Below are 21933 nucleotides of genomic sequence, written 5' to 3'. Positions count from 1 at the left end.
CCCAGCAAGGACGTCCTTCAACAACCATTTAATTGATAAACTGAACCCATTGTAAGAATCCTTTCAGCATGACCGCAGCTTCTGCTCTAGTTGCTGGAGACACTGGGACAAATTCCATTTCGGTTACGCCATTTACAATACCAGCGCTTACCGCCGCAGCTACGGCATCTTTAGACCACGTACTCAAGCCCTTGCTATCCGTAAATTTGTCTAACTGCTTGAGGTCAACAGGGGCTGATTTACCGGCAAATGTCATGGCACGCGTAATCATGACGGCCATCTGCTCTCTCGTGATGCGTTCATTCGGTCTGAACGAGCCATCTTCAAAACCTTCAATTAAACCAGATTTAGCCGATGCGCCTGCAGTCCCCGCAAACCAACTGCTCGCAGGAACATCCGTGAAAAGCGTTGATGCCTCTTCTTTTAAACCAAGCGATCTTACCAGAAGGGCCGCAAATTCGGCACGTGTGATGCCATTGTTAGGTCCAAAAGTAGTATCCGAAGTACCTTTGATCACTAATTTGGAAGCCAACAATTCGATCTCATTCTTCGCCCAATGTCCTTGTACGTCATCGAACGTTTTGGAAGATTGAACAATGGTATAGATACTGTTACCTTGACGTTTGATCGTGACTTCCGTCTTGCCATTTACCATTGTTACAACCGCGGGAACGAAAGACATCTCCCCAGTTTCCGGGTTGAACAATACCGCAGTTAGTTGATCGGAATCTACGGTTTGAACTAACGTAATCGTCCTTGGCACATACGTATTTCCAAAATTGTTCACCGTTACATTCTTCCCATTGCCTTCCGCAGTAATCGTGAAATCGACAGCACCAGAAAGCAGTGTTAATCCAGCTTGTTTCGCCTTATCATTAATCAGCTCAGCCGTAGGACCCGTTACTTTCTCAATAGAGATATTAATTTTCACATGACTTACATCGGTACCAAGCGTTTCTGCTATCTCTGCAAGATCCAACGACTTGGCAGGGAGATCATAAGTAAACTCATTACTTTTAATAGATAACAGCGCATCTGGAGCGTTCATCAGACCTGCCGATAAGGCGTTGGCATCCATCTGAACTTTAGCAGCCCCTTCCGTGCTATTTACATCAATCGTAATCTTTTGATTTTTAGATTCTTTGGACTTGAGCGCATCAAATGCTTTGCTGAGCGTACCGCCATCCACAGTAACTACCGCAACGTTTTTCCCATTAATCGTTTGATTCACTGGATTGATTGATACTTGCACCCCATCCTCGTTGCTTGTTAGATCCGCAGATGGTGCTGCCGAACCTCCTGATGAATTGTTAATTGATGCTTGAGGTGCAATAAATTGAAGGAAGCTTCCTCTGATTATGTTTCCTTCTGCATCTCTTTGAAATGGCAAGGATGCTTCTAAGCTAGCAAAGTTAGCATCTGTCAGTTGAACACCGGATTGATTAACCGATTTCGTACCATTCCACATATAATTCGTCGCTGAGTTTAATGCTGCAGGATAATTGTCCTTTGCTGTGTTACTCGTGTGATACGAAGTAAAACCATCAATTCTAAAATCCAACGCAATCCCCGTATACGAGGTAAAATTCAGGTTCCCTTTCGCATTGTTAAACGCAATATTCGTACTCTCTGCTCTTACGCCTGGATTACTATTGCTTGCGAATCCATATGCACCATTCCCAAAAGCGATGCTGTTACGGATGATGTGAGGAACGTGAATGCCTTCGCCACCAAGCTTAAAGCCGTTTTTATCTCCAGCACCCACACTTCCGTTGGTCAATGTGCCATTGTTATAGGCGATACTATCCTCAATAATTACGGGACCAATTGCACCTGTACCAGCCTTCGTATACAGATCCCATCCATCGTCGATATTATTATGCGAAATATCTCCACGGAAGATATTCCCTGTGCCCGAGGTCAGCTTAGCTGCAAAGCCATCCGCATTATTGTTGGATGGATCAGCATTATCGAAGGATTCACAATTGAGAATGCGATTGTTGGAAGGCCATTTTTCTTTGTCCACCGATTCATCTGTCCGGCTAATTTGCAGCCCCGTATCTCCATTGGCATAGAAACGACTGCCCTCCACAATATTGTTGCTTCCGCCGACCGTGAAGCCCTTCGTGTTATTAGCTGTACGAGTGAAATCAATGCCTTTCACATGCCAGTAGCTGCCGCTTAACACAACGCCTTCCGACTTTTTGTTAAAATCAATAATCGGTTTCGCGTCAGGGGCTGCAACCAAACTCTTCATCGCACTGGCAGTGCCGTCATGTCCTTTAGGAATGTCGATTTTGGCATCGCGTACATAAGTGCCATCCAATAGAATAACCTTTTGGCCTGGTCTAACATACGCAATTGCTGTATCCAGATCCAGCGGCTGGTCTTGCGAACCAACACCACCATCATTTCTCTGAGCTGTTGGCGATACATAGATGTCCTCGCCACCCCTGTATGTTTTCATATCAACTGTGAAATTTTTGACGATTTTATCATAAGAAGTGAGGTACTGGGTATCATCTGGTACAAAAGCTGCGCTAAAATTCGTATACGTGTTTGCCGTTACCGTTGTGTCTCGAATGATCGGCACACCTTTCGTTACGCTAACATTCTGCAAAAGAACGCGATCCCCTTGCTTAATAGTTACCATACCGTTCACATTGGATTTCAGCCCTAATGAGAAATTCGTATCTGAAGTCTTAGTCAACCCCGTTAAACTCACATCTGGAATTACAGGCAGTGGAGCAGGTTCTACCATTGGTTTATCCGTTGCCGCAGCACTTACCTTCAAGTCGATATTACTGACATCGATTGTCGCTAAACGAGCAACATAGAAGCCCACATACATGGTATCTTGGTCTTGAGCCTTCATAATGTCCGGCACGAAGAAACTCTCCTTCGTCCCCGTATTTAATATACCTGAGAAGCCGCTATTCGTTTTGATCAGCGTAAGTTTATAGTTCGATGCTGTTGTGGTTGATGTCGGTTTCACAGGTTCCAGCATCTTGCTTTGAACCCCAAGGCTGCCAGCGCCATCTGGTGAAGCAACCCCTGTTCTCACGAACAACTGTGTGCCGTTCTGCTTCGTTGTCGCACCACTGTAGCCGCCGATCGCTGCAATATTGGAAGCAAATACGGTCGAATCACCAGCCGTACCAATCGCATCTCTAGCCATAATGCCGAAAGATTCCTGACCATCGTGAGGATCCTTCGCATAGGCGGAGACTTTGATATCAGCCGATAATTCGAAATTATCCTTCGTCGGATCTAATTCCACATAATAGAAGCTGATCCCATCATGATCGCCTGTCACTTTACCGCCGCCTTCTAGCGCAATTAACTGAGCGACACTGCCTGGCGTAGTGACATTCACTTTATTATTGGCAGTCGATGTGGACTGGCCGAATCGGATCGACTTCCATTCAAAGGTTCTAGGCTCTGTTACCGTTATGGGTAGAACAGTCGAAAAAGCAGTATCTTTCAAACTAATCTGGAGGTTGTAAACGCCAGCTGTTGTCTTATCATACTCGCTGTACACGACATCATATTGATCTGCGTTCAGCTTTTCTTTGTTTCCACTATCATAAACCCAGGATACGCCTAAACCTGTTAAATCCAGATCTTGACCTTTCTCATACGTTGTCCTTGGATAGTCCGACACCTCGATGCCGACGACAGACTGCTGCTTCACGATAACAGGAAACGTTTTCGTTGCTGCGCTTTTGTATGAGGAGATGGTTATGGTTTTCGTACCCGCCATGCTCATGTCAGGCGATGTCAGCGTAAATTCATTCCTTAGAAGCTTCTCTTCCGAATTATCGCTATACTTCGCATACACTGCTAGCCCAGCTTGTTCGAAGGGTTGACCAATAAAATACGTCGTCTTATGCGGTAATTGGTGTATGACTAAATCTGTCATTTGTGCAGCTTTTACAGTCACATTAAAGTTTGTAAATGTTGTAGGAGTCTCTGTTGATCTGACTGTAACTGTTTGTGTTCCAGGCGTATCAAATAAATACGTGGAACCAGTCACCGTCGCTCCCGAGATTGAAATGCCGTATTTACTTATATCTTCACCAACTAGATCTTTAACCGTTCCTGAATTATAGGCTGCTGTAACCACCAAACCTTCAGGATCAAAAAGATCTCCTATGTAATATTCAGTTTTTGCAGGGACATATTTTATTCCCAGTGAGGTAGCTGTTAAAGGAACAATATTAATGTCGTTAATACGATGAGTTACTCCATTAAAGCTTATAGTAATAGGGATTGTCCCTAAGTTTCCACTGTCAAATCCAGTAATAATATAATCGTTTGCCGAAAGAACTTCCTCGGTATTATCTGCGTATATCGCTCTTACTTTTAAACCAGTTGTATCTAAACTTGAATCTTTTAAATACACTTTTTTCATTGTAGTTGCGTCTACTACTAAACTATTTGGCATTCTTTGGTCCACTTTAACACCAAAATTACTAAACGTAATTTCTGCGTCTCTGGTTACATATAAGCCCGCATAGATTTTATTCCCAAATAAATGATTGAGCAGCAATTTCTCCGTTTTCCCATTAACGGTTAACTCGAAAGCATCTCCTGATTTCTTGATTTTCATATCATACACTTCATTGGCTGAAGGTACATTCACATTACTGAATGGAGGTAACGCTATATATTTATTATTCGTATCGAAAGTGGTTCCAGTAATACCAGTTTTGTAAAAAGCTTGCATACCGTAAGCACCAGTAGTTGGCGGCCCAAAACCTCCCACGGCAACATAATTGGATGACTGTTTGGTATTATTCACCAAAAAGTCAGAACGAAGCATTAGTCCGAATGATTTTTGGTTTGGAGAAGAAGTGGAAGAAGTACTATTAAAGCTCTTGACCTTTGCAATTGCATTAATTTCAAAATTGGCGTCGGCTGGTAGATTTAACTGTTTATAATAAAAAGAAATTCCCTCTTCATTGGAAGCAAGTTTTCCATTTTTGGCCACTATCGTAACGGAACCATCTGCATTTTCAGTAGGAGCACTATTATTCGCTTCACTTGTACTTGATCCGAAAGCACTAAATGCCCAATCCCCAACAGCCGCAGCAGCCGTTCCGCCGAAAGGAATCATCGAAAATAATATGACACACGACAACAGCATTGCCATCATCCGTTTTTGATGTTTCAAGTAACATTCCTCCATATACATTGTTATTGTAATTAATGGATTACAGTTCATTGAATGCGCTTACTTTATTAGTCAAAAAATATAACAGACTCAGTACTTCCTACTGCAATAACGCGGGTAGAAGGACGCCGTCAGGCACCCTTCATCTCTACCGCCACGCTCACGAGCGAACCGTCTCTTTCATTTCTTCTACATAGTCCGGCTCCGACGAATGCCTTCCCGAGAAGAACACATCTTCCGAACGAGCAACACGTACAACTGGCGTTGCAATGTGTTTCCCCTTCATCGTAAGTGAATGAACATCGACGCCACGCGCATCTTCCAATCTAAGAGCAGGCCCCTGACGCGTTTCGATACGCACATGATGAAGCTCCAAATCCGCTACATGCTTGCATAACATACCGTCGCCAGCCATGATGATTTGCTCCCTGACCATGTCAGGTTCATCTCCCGTCTCAGACGGATCTGTCGTCATCTCGATGTGCACATGTGACAGCTGTACGTCACGAATCGGCATTTCCGGCAATCCGTAGAGGAAGCCAGCGGCTGCACGAGTCCGCTTTGCGGTTACTTGATGGATCCGAATGTGTTCGATCACAGGTGTGCATTCCGTGACTGGAACGGCATCTGGACTGCTGATCAACGGGTCGCTTTCGTCAACCCCGTGCCGATAAAACGAATTAATCGTTAACGGACAGAATACATCTTCCATATAAATATTGCTGACCAAAACATTCTTAATATACCCACCGCGAGCGCGGTTTGTTTTCATCCGTATGCCGCGATCGGTGCCTGTGAAAATACAATTGGAAATAACCACATTCCGAATACCGCCAGCCATCTCACTGCCGAGCACGACACCGCCATGTCCTCTCAACATCGTACAGTTGGTGATCACGATATTCTCGGAAGGCTTGCCCACCCGTCGGCCATCTTCATCGATGCCAGATTTAATGCATAAGCAATCGTCGCCAACATCGAAGAAGCAATCGGAAATACGGACATTTTGACAAGAGTCGATATCCAGTCCATCGCCATTAGGCGTATCATTCGGGTTCTTAATCGAAACCCCGTGAAGCTGAACATCCGTGCAATAGACCAAATGTGTATTCCAAAAAGGGGAGTTCTGCAAGGTTACGCCTTCAAGTCTAACCCCTTCACAATCAATCAATTGCAGCAGCGGCGGCCTTAGAAATTGGGAGGACCACTCCACGATATTGCTCTTCACGGTTTCCAGCAAAGCCTGATTCTTCACCTTAAGCTCATGTGTTTGCGCGGTGGCCACCGTGCCGCCTTTGCGAATTTCACGATACGCTTGCCACCAAGCACTGCCTTGACCATCGATGATGCCATCACCTTTGATAGACACCTTCTGCAAGCCTCTCCCATAAATGAGCGGGGAGTACCCGTAGCATTCATAGCCTGACCAGCGTGTCTCTACTAGCGGATACTTGTCGAACTCGCTGCTAAACATCAGCTTTGAGCCCGTTTCAAGCTCCAACGTCATGTAACTGCGCAGCTCAATCCTACCCGTGAGATACGTCCCAGCTGGGATGTATACCGTTCCGCCGCCTTGTAGGGAGCAAGCCTCGATCGCTGCCGCGATTGCCTGCGTGTTATCCGTTACGCCGTCTCCGACAGCGCCGAATGTTGTTATGTTAATAATCGCCATAGGTCGCTCCAAATAATAAATTTAATCGCTTCAATTTCTTTTCATTCCGATGAACATTGGACCATTGGTCAAGGGTGGTGCCTTCTGGCCAGCTAGCTGATAGCAGACCGAACGAATTAACAGAGCCTGAGTGCCCGCGTTCATATCGCCTTCCACTTCGCCTCCCCCAATATGGACAGCCTTCGGCATGCCAGGGTAATATTCACCTTCCTTCACCTGCGCCACGTTAGGCGCTGATGGCGAGTGGGCCAACTCGCGAGAGAAGCCCCCATCTGCACGAAGCAGACGCTTCATATTCGCCAATGTAATCGCAATGATTTCTCGCAAATCTTCTGGCGAAATGGATAGCTTCATATACGACAATAGGTGAATCGGATTACGAATATAGCACATATCAACTGCTTCCTCATGCCTTAGGGCATAGAGGATACTTTGGTAAATCCGTTCCTCTCTCGGCAGCGTCATGCCAAAATGGTCATAGAAAATGTGCAGCTTGAACGTGCCCGAGATCCGCACATAATAGGACCCTTCTCCCCATAAACCGGTCAAAGGATCCTGATTATTGGCGAAGAAATCGAATGCCGTTTGGGCAAACTCAGCTCTGCGACTCGCCGTCTCTACTTGCTTCACATACACGCTTGAGGTGGAAAGACGATCACAGCCTCGCCAGCTGTTCGTTAGCTCAACCGACTTCAGCCATGTGAGATAGTCCTCCGGTGAAGACATATACGATGGCGCTTGCTGGGCCTCGTAAGGCAGTGCATGAAGCGGCTGCCCGCCAAGCTTACGCAACGCATTCAAGCTATAGGAGATGGCGCGGGCAACCATCACTTCATCTTCACGCATCAGCGGATTCTCGTCATAGAAGTAGCCTGACGATGCTTCCTGCCTGCTTTGGAAGAAACGGATGCATCCGTCTTTCATTTCGGCAGACACTTCTGCCAACCAACCGCAGCGTTCCAAAATGTTCAATGCTTGCGCCGTGGATTCAATGTCTGGTGCGCCGCCTAGCATCCGCCTGGAGCTTGCGGCGTAATAGAACCCGCCGCTTTCCGCATCCTTTTGCCCACCAAGCCACGCCCCAAAATCATCAAACAATTGATCCATTTCAGCTAACAGTTTGCGAATCTCTACACTTTGATCTTGTATCTGATATTCCTCATTATCTGTCATGCGCATTTCCCCGCTAATATGTTGTGGCATCCTGTCCAATCACAGATTACCCCTTAATAGAACCAATCATCGCACCCTTAGCAAAATGCTTCTGCAAGAACGGATACACCAACAGAATCGGAAGGGTCGCTACGACGATAACAGCCATTTTGATCGACTGCGCCGGTGGTGGTGCTACGCTGTCCAAGTCTGAACTTACGTCCATACCGCTGGCCAGGACGACAATTTGGCGAAGCAAAACCTGAATCGGCCATTTGGCACTTTCATTAATATAGAGAATCGCGCTCATATACGTGTTCCAATAAGTTACCGCGTAGAACAACGAGATCGTTGCAATTGCAGGCATCGACAATGGCAGTACGATACGGAACAAGATACCGAAGTCGCTGCAGCCATCAATTTTCGCCGACTCCTCCAGTCCTTCAGGAATGTTCTGGAAGAAGTTTTTCAGAATAATTAAGTTAAATGCACTGATCGCTGTAGGTAGAATCAACGCCGCGTAGGTGTCGATCATACCAAGCTCCTTCACGACGAGGAACGTTGGAATTAACCCGCCGTGGAACAACATGGTGAACACAACGAGGAACATAATCACTTTGCGCCCATCCACATCTTTGCGGGCCAACCCGTATGCCATCAACGCTGTAATGAACATACTGATCACCGTGCCGATAAATGTCGTCCCGATCGAGACGGCCATAGCTTTAAATATCGTATTCGTCGAAAATATAAAACGGTATGCCTCGATACTCCAATCCGTCGGAATGAGGACGAATTTCTTCGCCGCCATTTCCGCACTCGTCGTGAAGGAACCTGCCACCACGTGCACGAATGGAATAATCGTAATTAATCCGATAATGGTTAATAACAAATAGTTGATGATACCGAACATCCTGCCGGCTAATGTTTTATCTTCTACCACGACTTCAACCTCCTAGCTGCTTAACGCTCACCCTAGCTTAGTAAACGCCTTCTTCGCCCATTTTCTTCGCAATCCGGTTCACAATCATGACCAGAACAAGTCCAATAAATGATTTGAACAAACCGATCGCTGCGCTGTAGCTGAATTGCCCTTGTTTCAAGCCTGCTGTATATACATAAGTATCAATGATCTCAGCAACTTCTCGGTTCATGGAATTTAGAAGCAAGTACACATGTTCGAAACCGAGCTCGAGAACCGCACCAATTTTCAAAATTAATAAAACAATGATGACACTTCGGATCGCGGGCAACGTAATGTGCCACACTTGTCTAAGGCGTCCTGCACCATCCATACGCGCAGCTTCATACAATCCAGGATCAATGGATGCAATCGCCGCCAAATAAATGATCGTTCCCCAACCTGCTTCACGCCAAATGACTTGCAGAATATAAATCGGTCTGAACCATTCCGGAGCCAGTAAGAAATTCACCTTTTCCAAGCCGAAATACGAAATCAACTCATTAATAACTCCGCCGTCCATGGTCAACATAACAAAGGAAATAGAGACGATAATAACCCAAGACATAAAGTGGGGCAAGTAAACAATGGTTTGAAACACTTTTTTAAATAAATCTCCTCGGACCTCATTCAGCATAAGCGCCAAAATAATCGGAATCGGGAAATAAAACAAGAGATTCATAACAAACAAGATTAACGTATTACTCAGAATATTTAAAAAGTCCGGCTCTGTAAACAAGCGCTGAAAATGCTCGAAACCAACCCATTCACTCCCGCTAATCCCTTTGAAGGGCTTGTAGTTCTGAAAGGAAATAATGAGTCCATACATCGGGATGTATTTGAACACGATAAAGTACAAAATCCCCGGCAGCAACATGACATATATCCATTTATTTTTCCAAAGACGTCTGCTTAGTTCACTGCTCGACTTCCTAGCGATAACCTGTTGCGAAACATTCACTTCTTGCATAGGACTTCTTCCTTTCCTTAAAAGGAGAAGACTGCCGCGGTGCAAGCAGCCCTCTCGCCTTGACTAGTCATACCCTTGGTACTGGATTACTTTTTAGCTGCGTTGAATTCTTCGATGATTTTGCTGCCGCCACGACTTTTCCAATCTTCAATCGCTTTATCAAAGCCAGCTTTATCAAGCGTTCCGTAAATGTATTTGTTCGTTGCATCTACGATAACCGCTTGCAGTTGGACACCTTTTTCAAGGTTTGTTTTGGAATCTAGCGCAGCTACTGGATCTTGAACAGCGAACTTCAGGTTCGCAATTTTCAATTCATCTGCTTTACCTTGTGCTGGGATCGTTGGAATACCCAAGAATCTGCCAGACGTATCTTCATCACCAATCGCTGCGTCTGTGAATGGTTTCACTTCACGTGTCCATTTTTCTTCATCCAACTTCTTCGCTTTGTTATCCGTCACGCTGTAGTTCACATCTTTAATGCCCCAGTTCGCCATGTTAGCTACCTCTGGTGTCATCATTTTGTCAAAGTAAGCCAGCACTTTACGAAGATCAGCTTCCGTTTTGTTCGCGGATTTCGGGAATAGAACAACGTTGGCATAACCAGGTAGTGCCCATGCTGCGAATTTGCCGTCAGGTCCAGCTACCATACTGTGCACATCAACTGCGGCTGTCGGTACATTCTTAACCAAGTCTTTGTTCAACGTGGAAACGTCCGTCATCGCTCCGATGTACATACCTGCTGTTCCGCTTGTGAACAGTTTTTGTTGATCTGTTTTACTTGTCGCTGCGAAATCTTTGTTAATGTAGCCGCCATCACGCATTTTTTTGAAATAATCCATCGTCGCTACATATTGTGGGAACATGAATTCCGGAGCTAGCTTACCGTCCTTCGTGCCCCAGTTATTCGGTGTCCCCTGCCAAGCTGCTACTGTTTTAAATGCGCCATAGATCAGATCGTTACGATCTGTAAGACCGATGGTGTCTTTCTTGCCATTTCCGTCAGGGTCGTTCTCCGTAAATGCTTTCGCCATTGCGAACAATTCGTCTAAATTAGCAGGGGGTTTCAGACCCAACTTGTCTGCCCAGTCTTTACGGTAGATGAGACCTTGACGAGCAATGTCTACGCCGCGGTACAAGGAGTACAACTTGCCATCCACCTTCGTATTGTCATTCGTTGTGGATTTCAATTTGCTAAGGTTCGGGAAGTCTTTCAATAAAGGGCCGATCTCCCAGAACTGACCATCACGGATTGCAGATTTCATTTGAATGAATGTTGCTTGATTTTTCAAATACGTTGCTTGTGGAAGGGCACCCGTTGCGAACGTCGTATTCAACTTCTCTTCATACGTGTCTGCCGGGAAGAATTGATAGGTCAGCTTCGTGTTCGTTAGCTTTTCAAGTTCTTTAATAATGGTATCTGGTGGTGTTTGTGCCGTATTGAGTGGTGCCATGATTGTAATCGCTGTCGGTGTATTGTCTGTCGGTTTCGGTGTCGCTGCTGTAGATGCTGTTGTCGTTGCTGCTGTTGTTGATGCAGGCGTTTCTTTATCTCCGCATGCTGCCAAAGCAAAGCTGGAAACGAGTAGTACGCTTAGTGGAATCGTAACTAAATTTCTCTTCATATCGGTTTGACCTCCGTGAAAATGTTGTGTGCTACAACTCACACATTACACGGTTCGCGGTGGGTACCGAAACAATCATTTACTCATATAACCCCCGTCTGGCGCGGGATGTGAGATGATGATTATCGGGCTGGGAGATGATTATCGAGGAGGCCCTGTAAGGCCGCGGGGTTGAGTCTTTAGACCCAATAGAACAAAAGAAAAAGCCTACCTGTCGGTAGACTTCGTATGATATATTTAATTGGTACAATCTCAACTTGTGTGCGGCTACCTCCGGAAAGGAGGTTGATGCCATGGAAACTTTCCAGACGATAATCGTTATGCTCGCGTTCGGTACGTTTATACTGGCGCTTCTGACTTATATCGAAAAACGAAAGAACCCACTCAGGTTGAAGGCCTATTCAGTGGGTTACACCTTGCAACTACCTTGGAGGTTGCCCGCCAAATGATTGTGCAGGAGACGTGTTAGCCGCACGTCTCTTTTCTTATTTATAATCTTATCACGCCTGTTTTATACGTGCAACTTACTTCTTCCCATATGCCTCATTATACTCCGTTATCATCTGATTCCCGCCGCCGCGCTTCCAACGCTCGATTTCTTGCTGAAAAGCCGCTTTGTCCAGCTTGCCCAGGATATAATTGTACGTCGCATCGGAGATGATTTTGTACAGCTCGACGCCACGCTCGTCGTAGGTTTTCGACTCAATACCTAATGTCGGATCCTTGACGACATATTTCTCATTATCCAAGCTAAGCGTATCGGCCAGTTGGGACAAAGATTCACTTTCCACAACAGGAATAACATTCGGGTTGTTCAGATCTGCGATCATCAGCGCATACAACGCGTTGACTTCATTGACACGAATCTTCGATGTCTCTTCGGAGAGCTGGATTTGCCCATTTTTGACTGTATAATGCCGTCCCTCTAGACCGTACTTCATGAGATTGGCGACATCCTTATCCATCGTCCGATCAAAAAACTGCAGCATCATCTTCAATTCCGCCTCGGTCCGTATCGCCTTTTTCGAGAAGAGATATAACGCACTATAGTTAGGAATGGACCAAATATGAAACCCTTGCGGCCCTTCAATATGATTCACCAACGTCAGTCTTGCCTCTGGATTCACTAACTGCGCCTCATCCGACAACCGCTGCACATCCTGCATACTGCCAATGTACACGCCAGCCGTGCCGCGAATCAGCTTATCCCGCTGTACTTCCTTGCTCGTTACGGCAAAATCCGAGTTAATCAGCTTCTCATCATAGAGCTTCTTCATGAAATTCATAGCTTCGATATAGGGCTGCGTTTCAAACTCTGGTATAAGCTTACCACCCGAAACACCCCAATTATTCGGTGTCCCGAAATAAGAGGAGATCGTCTTAAAAGAACCGAACACCAAATCATTGCGGTCTGTTAATCCAATGGTATCGTCCTTCCCATCACGATCAGGATCGCCAAAAGTGAACGCTTTGAGTACTTCATATAGTTCATCTAGATTGGTTGGCTTTTTCAACTTGAGGTTATTCAGCCAATCCTCACGAATAATAATGCCTTGCCGAGAAGACGGGCGCTCAGTGTATAAGCCATAAATTTTGCCATCGACTGCTGCCTGCCCCAAAATCTCTTTATTCAACTTTTTCAAATTCGGATACGCAGCCAAATACGGTCCAATATCCCAGAATGCGCCGGAACGGATCGAATTTTTCATCAGCATGTAGTCCGTATATTTTACGTAGGTCGCCTTTTTCAACGAGTTCGTGGTAAGGGCTGTATTCATTTTATCCGTGTAAATGCCGTCAGGAACCCAATTCAATTCCAGTTTCGTTTGCGTCCGATCCTCTATCGCTTGGACAAGCTCAGGTATCGGCGGATGCGGAAAATGAAGAGGTGCCATAATAGAAATAACAGGCCTTGCGCCTTTATCCTCTCCTACCTTTGGATTATTGTCGTTCTGACAAGCACTGATTAACATCATAACAATTATAACAATTAGAGCTATACCCATTCGTCCTGTCCACTTGAACAGATGGCCCAACAAACTACTTCTCATGCTAGCTCCTCCTTGCAACAGCTGTGTTTTGGGCAGTAAATATGAGATAATGATTATCCCATTTGCAGATGATTATTGATCTGAACCGCACTCTTGACTACAATACATAGATAGTCTGACGAATGATTCTTTGAACAGATAAGGTGTTGGATGCGATGCGCTCTTTAAGTTTTCTTAGCAAAATGACGATATTCGGCTTCCTGCTTAGTACGCTGCCTGTGATCTTTATCGGCGCTTTCGCTTTCGTGACGTCCTCTAGCGAGATCCAAAAAAATGTCAACGAAGGCAAATTACAGTTAATCACCCAAATCAATTCCAATGTAGAGCAGAAATTAACCACTGTCAACCATACACTAAATCAGGTCATCAATTCCACTGTTCTCAAAAAGGCCATGGAAATGCCGCTGACTGTAACCGATTTCATGATGTACGATGATCTGCGAAGCGAAATTCGGTATATGCAATCTTTTGACACGAGACTTGAAGATGTTCTCTTGATTAATGCCAAACAAAATTGGATGATCAAAAATTCAGGGCTTTACAAATTTGACAACTATCCGTTTGCTGATAAATTGATCTCACTGATGGACGCGCAAGATAATAGCACTTGGACCCTAACTCCTTCCGAGTGGTTTTACACCGAAGAAAATGCGCGAAGTGTCACCTGTGAGTACAGTATTTCGTTAGTTAAAAAGCTGCCGACCACAGGACTGGATAAATTCGGTCTCGCTTTAGCCAATATCCCTGCGTGCTCCTTGCAGGATATGATTCAAAGTGATAACGAACATCCCGATGACATTGTTATCATGGATGAACAGCAGCGCATTGTGATGAATCGAGATCCGAGCTTAATCGGAAAATCCATCACGGCCGCAGGGCTGTCCGACCTCACACGGCTTGAAGATGATGCGAGCGGGCAGTTCCGTGCCAGCATTCACAACAAACCGTATTCCGTCACCTACCTGCGTTCAAATTTGAACAATTGGACTTATTTATCCTTGACCTCGATCGACAGCTTAACGAAGGAATCCAGCAAAATTGGAACCTATACCATCTACGTTTGCGCCCTGATGCTACTGCTTGCTTTGGTGCTCGCATGGCTGGTTTCGCGTAAAATGTACTCACCGATCCAGCTTCTTCTGAATCAAATCGGAGGCTTGGTGAGCGGGAATCAGAAACGCAAAGCGAATGAGTTTCAAGTGATTAGTGAGCATGTGCATACGTTGTTCCAATCGAAATCGCAGCTCGAAAAAGAAGTCCATCAACATATCGGACAGGTGCGGACCTTCTTCCTTATCAAAGCTTTTCAGGGGCATATTAAGCCAACTGAGCTGTTAGAAAAGCTTACGCAATTCGGCTACACCGACCATGTTGCATCTTGGAAGACGATGTCCGTCATCACCATCCAAATCGACGCCATCGACCATACGCGCTATGAGAAAAAGGACATGGAGCTGCTGCTCTTCGCCGTACACAACATGATGGAGGAGCTCATCCCTTCGGAGCAGCGTTTAGCGCCGATCCTGATTGATCAAACCATTGTAACCATGATCGGCAGTTCGGACAGCGTCGACAGTGACTTCCGTACGATGGTATATGGCCTAACCGAGCAGGTTCAACAGCATATTTATAACTTCCTGAAGCTACATATCTCGATCGGGATCTCCTTGCCGATTCATGCGTTTACCCAGATGTCGTTAGCCTATAAGGAAGGGTTAGAGGCTCTCAAGCATCGTATCAAGCTCGGCGAAGGTATCATTATTCAATATGAGAACATCAACTCAGGTAAGCACTACTTGAATTTGAACTATCCAAAGCCTATTGAGAACGAACTCATCGACAGCATTAAGTTAGCCGAAAAAGATAAATCCCGCGAGCTGTTGAAGCAGCTGCTGCATGCTGTTTTTGCGGCGCAGCTCACCCCGCAGGAGTATCAAATCCCGCTGGCGCGGCTGCTCAACAACCTGCTGATGATGATGCAGGAGTCTGGCATCGCCTTGAATCAAATTTATCCGAACAAAGGCTCCTTGTTCGAAGAAGTGCTCGGCCTGCACACGACCGCCGAGATTGAGGACTGGTTCTGGACCGAGGTCATCCATCCGCTGATCCGTATTTACCGCGACCGCCAGGATGCGCAGTACCACAACATTTCCGAGAAAATTATCGATCTCGTGCAGCATTATTACGACACGGATCTGACACTCGAGGAGTGCGCTTCTCGCTTGCACTACAATGCCAATTACTTGAGCAGCATTTTCCGCAAAGAGACGAACTGCTCCTTCAGTGATTACTTATCGAACTATCGTTTCAATATGGCAAAAAAATGGCTCTCCGAGACCGATATGCCGATCAAGGATATCTCCTCGAAGCTGCGCTACAACAACTCGCAGAATTTCATCCGCTCCTTCCGCAAGCAGGAAGGGCTTACGCCCGGTCAGTACCGGGATAAGCAGAGGGAGGGTTTGCCTCCTAGCACTTAGGGAATAAGGCGAACGAGCAAACAGCCTGCGAAGCCACCACATGATTGTTGGTGGTTTCGCAGGCTGTTGTTCACCTTGCCGGTGGAGGACAGCCTCAGGGAGGCTTGTCCACATCATCTTCGTTTCTACGCGATTAAGCGGAAACGACTTGGCTCGATTCGACCGCTGCTTTAAGTGCAGCACGGTTGTCCCACAAGAAGGAGAGCACCTGATTACGCTCATCGAAGAATAATTCTTCTGCATCCTCGTAGTCTTTACCAACGCCATGCACACTGAAGCGTTCATCTTCATAACTCATTAAGGTCCATTGACCTCCACGTTTTTTATCTGCAAAAACAAGGTAAAGCTTCTTCCCTGCTGCGTCCCACTCTGCGAAGTTTGAAAAGTTGTCCAAAATCAAGCTGATGTCCTGTTTATTCTTAATTTGCATGATCTTATCTCCTTTTCGCTTTTTTAAAATCGTACCCGAGTTTCCATGAGAAGTTTGTCACACTTTAGGGACGAAATGTAGGAATTTTTGTCGAAGGGGATGTATGGGTTGGGGGAATCGCCGCGGAAGGTAGCTTTGTGACCGGCCTCGGCGCTATTTAGCTGGAAAAACTACAGCTAATTCCGGCGGATTCAAGGAGAATCTACAATTAGATGGATTTCCTACAGCTAATTTCCGGCTTTTCCGCGTGAAGATGGATAAGGGAGGAAAATAACTGGAGGAAATCCAGTTAAAGGGCAAAAGACGTGAATTTCCCGCGAATTAGCGGGAGAAAATCCAGTTATTTCTCTCACACTTGTTGTCCACTTAAGCCACCCTAACTCGGGCCCAAAAGGCCCTTTTGTATCGCACAGGTGAGGGTTGGGGTTGGGGTCGGTTGGGATGGGCTGTTGGCCCATCCCTCCTCATAGAAACCAAAGAGCGAATCCCAAAGGATTCGCTCTCCACACAACCACACAACCTACAGCCCCGCCGCGGCATACACCTTGTCGAAGCCGGCTTTGGACCGCTCCGCCAAGCTCTCCGGAGAATCCATCGGCGGCTCCGCCGTCAGAATCTCCTGCGCCACAGCGCCGGTGTAGCCAATACGGTGCAGGCCTTGCAGGAAGCCTGCCAAATCAATAACACCCTCGCCCGGATACACACGTCCGTTGTCGAGCACGTCCTCAACCGGCACATCCGGTGCATCGTTGATGTGCACATGCACGATCTGATCGACGCGAAGCTTCTCAATGTCGGCAACAGTGCCGCCATTGGTGTACCAGTGGTAAGCGTCAAACAGCAAGCCCACGTTGCGCTCGCCAATCGCATCGATCCAATCCAACGTTTCATCTATTGTCCAGATGAACGGATGCTTCCAACGTGTCCGCAGATGATGCGGACCGACGAACTCCAGCCCTAGGCGGATTCCGTAGGCGCCTAGGATTTGGGCGCACGTGCGCAATCTGCGCGTCGCGAGCGCCATGAAGTGCGCTGCCCCGAGGTCTGTCGAGGGCAGCACATACGTGCAGCAGCTCGTGCAACCGAGCGCTGCAGCCGCTTCCGCGGCCTTGGCTAGCTTCGGCAGCCCCTCGCGGAACACCTCTTCCGTGGAACGCCATTCCACGGGCAAACCAATGGACCCGACGACGAGTCCATTTTTCTCTAATAACTCACGAGCACCAGCTACGGTGTGAGCTTCTACAAGGCTCAAAGCGTCGATATCGACCGCTTGGAAGCCGTATTTTGCCGCTAACTCGATGAACTGCTCATTGCTCTCGATCTTGCCAAGCCCTGCTCTCGTTAATCCTCTAAGCATCGGATGATCCCTCCAAATGTTTGCTAGTTCTTTAGCTATTCTCTACTGCTCTTGCAGTTGTTCTCAATTAATCCCAGTTCAACTTCACTTCACTGCCCGTACGTGAAGACTCATAAATCGCATCGAGAATCAAATTGTTCGTATAACCAGAAAGCGCCGATGTGATCGGCTGTTTGCCTTCACGAATACAAGCTAAGAAATGCTGGCTAAGACGTTGGCGCTCACCTTCATCATTCTCAGGCTTTTTCAATTCCGTCTCGATCGCACGGTTGAATTTCTCTGTTAACAATTTACCCGTTGGTCCCTTGTAGCTGGCTCCGCCATCCGAGCCCATGAGATGCACGAAAGGCGTGTTATCCGTGTCCATGTGAACCGCCCAGCTCACTTCAAGCGTCAGCGTGCTGCCATCCTCCATACGAATCAGCGCAGTCGCCAAATCCTCTACATCATAAGTACCGCTCCAATTCGGTTTGCCCCATGTGCCAATCCCTTTGCGGCGCGGTCCGAATTCGGCATACGTTGCACCAACGACAGAGACAGGTTTCGGATTCCCCATCAAATAAAGGGCAAGATCCAGCATATGAACACCGATATCGATCAAAGGACCGCCACCGGATTCATCCATTTTTGTGAACCAAGTTCCCCAACCTGGGATACCTTTGCGACGGAACCAGCCCGTTTTGGCCGTATAAATTTTGCCTAGCTCGCCCGCTTCAACTTGCTCTTTGATTTGCATAGGAACGGATTCCCAGCGCATTTGGTGACCGATCATCACAATCGTATTCGACGCTTTGCTTGCTTCATATATTTGTTTAGCCGCTGTGGCATTGATGCCCATTGGCTTCTCAATAAGTACATGTTTGCCTGCTTTAATCGCTTGTACAGCAAGGGAAGCATGGTATTGATTCGGCACCCCAATAATGACGGCGTCAACATTCGCGCTTTGGATTAACTCCTCCGGTGTGGCTACCACATGGGCTATCCCATGTTCTTGTGCTTTCGCTTCAGCCAAAGGCAAGTACGCATCCGTAATCGATGTAATTTCACAGAGTTCCGATAGCTTTGAAAACTCCCGAATATGAACCCCGCCAATATTGCCTGCACCAATAATCCCAATTCTAATTTTGTTAACGCTTTCCACGGTTCGTTCCTCCTCATAAGTACACGCTGTTAACTCTACTTTTATGATAAAATAAGATCACTAAGAAGTCGTACCGTATATTCGGAAAACGTCCCATTTTTTCGAAGGAGCCCTGACTGATCATGACGTATTTTCCAGATTATCTGAAAACGTACCCCAATATGCACTCCCCCTTCCCGTTTCACCTTAGTAGAAATACATTGGAACATGGTTTTCGCGCACACCGCCATGATTACCTTGAGTTCTCGTATGTCGTGGAAGGACACGGGGCAGAATCGATAAATGATGTAAAACACCCGATGGCACCTGGCACTTTTACCTTTGTGCTGCCGTATCAGGTTCATGAGATTTTTACAGACCCGGGTCAAAAGCTAGTTCTCTTGAACGGCATGTTCAGTATGGATCTGCTCATGGAGACAGGGAACGATCAAGGTCTCTCTGATCTGTTTAATGATTCGAATGGATTACCTGCCTTTGTACAGTTCGAAGGAGCTGAGCAAGCGAAGATGTCCGACCTCATCGAAGAGATGGCGAAAGAGTATCACGGCGACGAGCGTTACAGGCAGACCCTCCTGAAGGCCAAATTGAAGGAAATTCTGATCCGCTTCGATCGGCATCGTTTCCAGAACGCAGGCCAAGAGGAAGAAGCTGCGACTTTGGCTAAATCCTCCTCAAGGTCCAGCCACGCCGTATGGCCGATTATTCATTATATCCATCGGAATTATCAAGAGGATCTGGCGTTGTCCGATCTGGCAGTTCGCTTCACGATGAGCGTGTCGCGTATCAGCGAAGTGATTAAGCAAACAACAGGCCAAACTTTCGTACACTTCCTGCACGATCTGCGCTTGCGTCATGCTTGCAGCCTGCTGGTCTCCACCGACATGAGTGTCACGGAGATCGCTTTGGAAGTTGGCTATGGCTCGTACAAAACCTTTTCGCGGATATTCCGAGAGAGTAAGGGCATTGTGCCGAAGGAGTATAGGCGAGTTGAGCATGGGCGTGCGGTAACGTAGGTGCTGAACAAAGAACCCGCCATTTCGCACTACGCGAATTGCGGGTTCTTTGCGGGTAGCTATGTACTTGTTATGTCCACAAGATTTGCCTCAGAAGCTTTAACTAAATCAGCACCGCTTATAAATATTTGCAGCCCACGACGGCCTGCACTAATGCTGACCAGCTCCATCATTGTCACGGAACTATCCAAGAAGAACGGATATTTTCTCTTCATACCAAGCGGCGAGACACCGCCTCTTATATATCCCGTAAGATTCTGAATATCCTTTACAGGAACCATTTCTACCTTTTTATTACCGCTTTGGATCGCCAAACTTTTTAAATTAAGCTCACGATCTCCAGGGATGCAGGCAACGATTACCCCCGTTTTATCCCCTTTTAAAACTAATGTTTTATAAAGTTGACTAACTAACAAATGAACCTTTTCGGCCACCGTGCGGACATCTAATTGATTTTCATCCCACTCGTATTCATGCAACGTATAGGGAATTTTGAGCGAATCTAATTTGCGACAAGCATTTGTCTTCACCATGTTCTCACCTTTTTCCGATATGCTAAACGTATGGTTCCATTTTACCTAATCAAGGCCTGTTCGCAAGGGTAAACAAAAAAAATGACCCACAGCAACGGGCCGCGAGTCTCAAGTTATATATATTTAAAAGGGGGTCGAGATTTAGTATAGGCTTGTTTCCTTAAATCTACCTGAAATTCAGATTTCAATCTTGTTACATTTACATAACAGCTTATTGCCATCCGCTTATTTGCCCAGCACCCGGTTTGAAACATCGCTGATCTGCTTCAATTCTTCTTTTGTTAAGGTGAACTGCATCGCTTTCACATTTTCCTCTGCGTGATGCGTTTTCGACGCGCCTGGAATGGCGAACACCGTCTCCCCATTCGCATGAATCAGCCAATTCAGCGCGATCTGCGTTGGTGATGCATCATATAGCTTCGCGAGTTCATCTAACTTGTCGATCAGCGGCCTCGATTTCTGCAGCCCCGAAGCACGGAAAGCCGATGTGAATTTACGCGGACCTTTGATCGCTTTCACCAGCTCTGGATTTTTGTGAAACTTGCCGCTTAAGATCCCCTGCTCCAGCGGAGAGTACGCGATAATCGCGACACCAAGTTCCTTGGCAGCATCCATGATCCCATTGTGCTCAATCCTGCGATCTAGCAAGCTATACTTCACTTGATTGGAAATGAGGCGAAGTCCGTGCTCGCGGAGGACGCGGTCGGCTTCTCGCATTTTATCCGCAGAAAAATTACTGACGCCTACGTTCTTAATTTGACCTGACTTCACGAGCCCTGCCATCGCCTTCATTTCCTCCCGAACAGATGATAATGAAAAAGGTTGATGCACCTGATGCAACTCGATCGTCCGATTCTCCAGCAAACGAATTCGCTCATCGATCGTACTCGTGATGCTGCTCGCCGTGCGAAGCAACGGCCACCATTTCGTCGCGATATGCGCTCCGTCAGCCAAAGGACCCGCTTCGCGCAGCGCTTCTGCCAACATTTGCTCGGATTGTCCTTGTCCGTAGACCTCCGCTGTATCAAACCAATTGATCCCACCTTTGAGACTGGTCTGAACAATGCTGCGTACATCCTCTTTCTTCAGCACTGGCCAAAACTTGCCGACCATCCCCTGACCGTTACTGAATTGCCAGCAGCCAAGACCTAGTGGCGACAATTCCAACGTTGAGCTCCCCATCTGCCGAAGTACTGCTTTCCCCACCATTCGTTTCACCTATTCCTCGCTAGCTATGATGTGATTCTCCCATCGATTATACACGATATAAGTTGGAATCTCCCCATCCAAGCGAGGGGGAAGGTTTGAGCTGTAATCAACGAGAAAAACTCAAGCTGTCGAGAACATCTCGACGGCCTGAGTCTTCATGAATTGC

Annotated in this window: 15 protein-coding genes; 3 read left to right on the top strand and 12 right to left on the bottom strand. The window is 46.6% G+C overall.

Features of this window, described 5'->3' with window-relative positions; translation table 11 throughout:
- Positions 1–28 precede the first annotated feature (28 nt).
- The 6 genes from ASG89_RS16275 to ASG89_RS16250 form a co-directional block, all read right to left on the bottom strand.
- Positions 29–5176 carry an S-layer homology domain-containing protein gene (locus tag ASG89_RS16275; protein ID WP_157276680.1) on the bottom strand — a complete coding sequence of 1716 codons (5148 nt, stop codon included), beginning with the start codon at positions 5174–5176 and terminating at the stop codon, positions 29–31.
- Between the two features lie 160 nt (positions 5177–5336).
- Positions 5337–6848 carry a glycoside hydrolase family 28 protein gene (locus tag ASG89_RS16270; protein ID WP_057311748.1) on the bottom strand — a complete coding sequence of 504 codons (1512 nt, stop codon included), beginning with the start codon at positions 6846–6848 and terminating at the stop codon, positions 5337–5339.
- Positions 6849–6878: 30 nt separating this feature from the next.
- Positions 6879–8051 carry a hypothetical protein gene (locus ASG89_RS16265; RefSeq protein WP_235549791.1) on the bottom strand — a complete coding sequence of 391 codons (1173 nt, stop codon included), beginning with the start codon at positions 8049–8051 and terminating at the stop codon, positions 6879–6881.
- Positions 8052–8067: 16 nt separating this feature from the next.
- The gene (locus ASG89_RS16260; RefSeq protein ID WP_057311747.1) at positions 8068–8943 is read right to left on the bottom strand and encodes a carbohydrate ABC transporter permease; all 876 of its coding nucleotides are present in this window, start codon (positions 8941–8943) and stop codon (positions 8068–8070) included.
- 37 nt (positions 8944–8980) lie between these two features.
- Positions 8981–9931 carry an ABC transporter permease gene (locus ASG89_RS16255; RefSeq protein ID WP_057311746.1) on the bottom strand — a complete coding sequence of 317 codons (951 nt, stop codon included), beginning with the start codon at positions 9929–9931 and terminating at the stop codon, positions 8981–8983.
- 86 nt (positions 9932–10017) lie between these two features.
- Positions 10018–11553 carry an extracellular solute-binding protein gene (locus ASG89_RS16250; protein WP_057311745.1) on the bottom strand — a complete coding sequence of 512 codons (1536 nt, stop codon included), beginning with the start codon at positions 11551–11553 and terminating at the stop codon, positions 10018–10020.
- A gap of 293 nt (positions 11554–11846) precedes the next feature.
- On the opposite strand from ASG89_RS16250, the gene ASG89_RS36440 reads away from it, so the two are divergent.
- Complete coding sequence (locus tag ASG89_RS36440; protein ID WP_157276679.1) at positions 11847–12002, top strand: putative holin-like toxin; 156 nt, start codon at positions 11847–11849, stop codon at positions 12000–12002.
- A gap of 75 nt (positions 12003–12077) precedes the next feature.
- Here ASG89_RS36440 and ASG89_RS16245 read toward each other — a convergent pair whose 3' ends face one another.
- Positions 12078–13604: an extracellular solute-binding protein gene (locus ASG89_RS16245; protein WP_057311744.1), complete on the bottom strand. Its 1527-nt coding sequence runs from the start codon at positions 13602–13604 to the stop codon at positions 12078–12080.
- A 155-nt stretch (positions 13605–13759) separates the two neighbouring features.
- Between ASG89_RS16245 and ASG89_RS16240 the strand changes: the two genes are divergently transcribed.
- Positions 13760–16084 carry a response regulator transcription factor gene (locus tag ASG89_RS16240; RefSeq protein WP_057311743.1) on the top strand — a complete coding sequence of 775 codons (2325 nt, stop codon included), beginning with the start codon at positions 13760–13762 and terminating at the stop codon, positions 16082–16084.
- Between the two features lie 133 nt (positions 16085–16217).
- Here ASG89_RS16240 and ASG89_RS16235 read toward each other — a convergent pair whose 3' ends face one another.
- The 3 genes from ASG89_RS16235 to ASG89_RS16225 all read right to left on the bottom strand — a co-directional run bounded on the left by ASG89_RS16235 (position 16218) and on the right by ASG89_RS16225 (position 19012).
- Entirely contained in the window at positions 16218–16514 is a 297-nt protein-coding gene (locus tag ASG89_RS16235) for a hypothetical protein (RefSeq protein WP_057311742.1), read from the bottom strand.
- Positions 16515–17034: 520 nt separating this feature from the next.
- Complete coding sequence (locus ASG89_RS16230; RefSeq protein ID WP_057311741.1) at positions 17035–17871, bottom strand: sugar phosphate isomerase/epimerase family protein; 837 nt, start codon at positions 17869–17871, stop codon at positions 17035–17037.
- Positions 17872–17938: 67 nt separating this feature from the next.
- On the bottom strand, positions 17939–19012 hold the full coding sequence (locus ASG89_RS16225) for a Gfo/Idh/MocA family protein (protein ID WP_057311740.1): 1074 nt from the start codon (positions 19010–19012) through the stop codon (positions 17939–17941).
- A 122-nt stretch (positions 19013–19134) separates the two neighbouring features.
- Between ASG89_RS16225 and ASG89_RS16220 the strand changes: the two genes are divergently transcribed.
- Positions 19135–20025, top strand: a complete 891-nt coding sequence (locus tag ASG89_RS16220; RefSeq protein ID WP_057311739.1) for an AraC family transcriptional regulator — start codon at positions 19135–19137, stop codon at positions 20023–20025.
- A gap of 59 nt (positions 20026–20084) precedes the next feature.
- Here the strand turns inward: ASG89_RS16220 and ybaK are convergent, their stop codons facing one another.
- On the bottom strand, positions 20085–20558 hold the full coding sequence (gene ybaK / locus ASG89_RS16215) for a Cys-tRNA(Pro) deacylase (protein ID WP_057311738.1): 474 nt from the start codon (positions 20556–20558) through the stop codon (positions 20085–20087).
- Between the two features lie 225 nt (positions 20559–20783).
- Complete coding sequence (locus tag ASG89_RS16210) at positions 20784–21767, bottom strand: aldo/keto reductase (RefSeq protein WP_057311737.1); 984 nt, start codon at positions 21765–21767, stop codon at positions 20784–20786.
- Positions 21768–21933 lie beyond the last annotated feature (166 nt).

The sequence above is a fragment of the Paenibacillus sp. Soil766 genome (assembly GCF_001428105.1).
GTDB lineage: Bacteria > Bacillota > Bacilli > Paenibacillales > NBRC-103111 > Paenibacillus_E.
Note: the sequence above shows the minus strand (reverse complement) of the source record. Positions and strands in the feature narration are given on the sequence as shown.

Bases quoted from the DNA above. Each gene is read 5' to 3' on its own strand.
- ASG89_RS16270 (WP_057311748.1), bottom strand. From the start codon at position 6,848: ATGGCGATTATTAACATAACAACATTCGGCGCTGTCGGAGACGGCGTA.
- ASG89_RS16265 (WP_235549791.1), bottom strand. From the start codon at position 8,051: ATGCCACAACATATTAGCGGGGAAATGCGCATGACAGATAATGAGGAA.
- ASG89_RS16255 (WP_057311746.1), bottom strand. From the start codon at position 9,931: ATGCAAGAAGTGAATGTTTCGCAACAGGTTATCGCTAGGAAGTCGAGC.
- ASG89_RS16250 (WP_057311745.1), bottom strand. From the start codon at position 11,553: ATGAAGAGAAATTTAGTTACGATTCCACTAAGCGTACTACTCGTTTCC.
- ASG89_RS36440 (WP_157276679.1), top strand. From the start codon at position 11,847: ATGGAAACTTTCCAGACGATAATCGTTATGCTCGCGTTCGGTACGTTT.
- ASG89_RS16245 (WP_057311744.1), bottom strand. From the start codon at position 13,604: ATGAGAAGTAGTTTGTTGGGCCATCTGTTCAAGTGGACAGGACGAATG.
- ASG89_RS16240 (WP_057311743.1), top strand. From the start codon at position 13,760: ATGCGCTCTTTAAGTTTTCTTAGCAAAATGACGATATTCGGCTTCCTG.
- ASG89_RS16235 (WP_057311742.1), bottom strand. From the start codon at position 16,514: ATGCAAATTAAGAATAAACAGGACATCAGCTTGATTTTGGACAACTTT.
- ASG89_RS16230 (WP_057311741.1), bottom strand. From the start codon at position 17,871: ATGCTTAGAGGATTAACGAGAGCAGGGCTTGGCAAGATCGAGAGCAAT.
- ASG89_RS16220 (WP_057311739.1), top strand. From the start codon at position 19,135: ATGACGTATTTTCCAGATTATCTGAAAACGTACCCCAATATGCACTCC.
- ybaK (WP_057311738.1), bottom strand. From the start codon at position 20,558: ATGGTGAAGACAAATGCTTGTCGCAAATTAGATTCGCTCAAAATTCCC.
- ASG89_RS16210 (WP_057311737.1), bottom strand. From the start codon at position 21,767: ATGGTGGGGAAAGCAGTACTTCGGCAGATGGGGAGCTCAACGTTGGAA.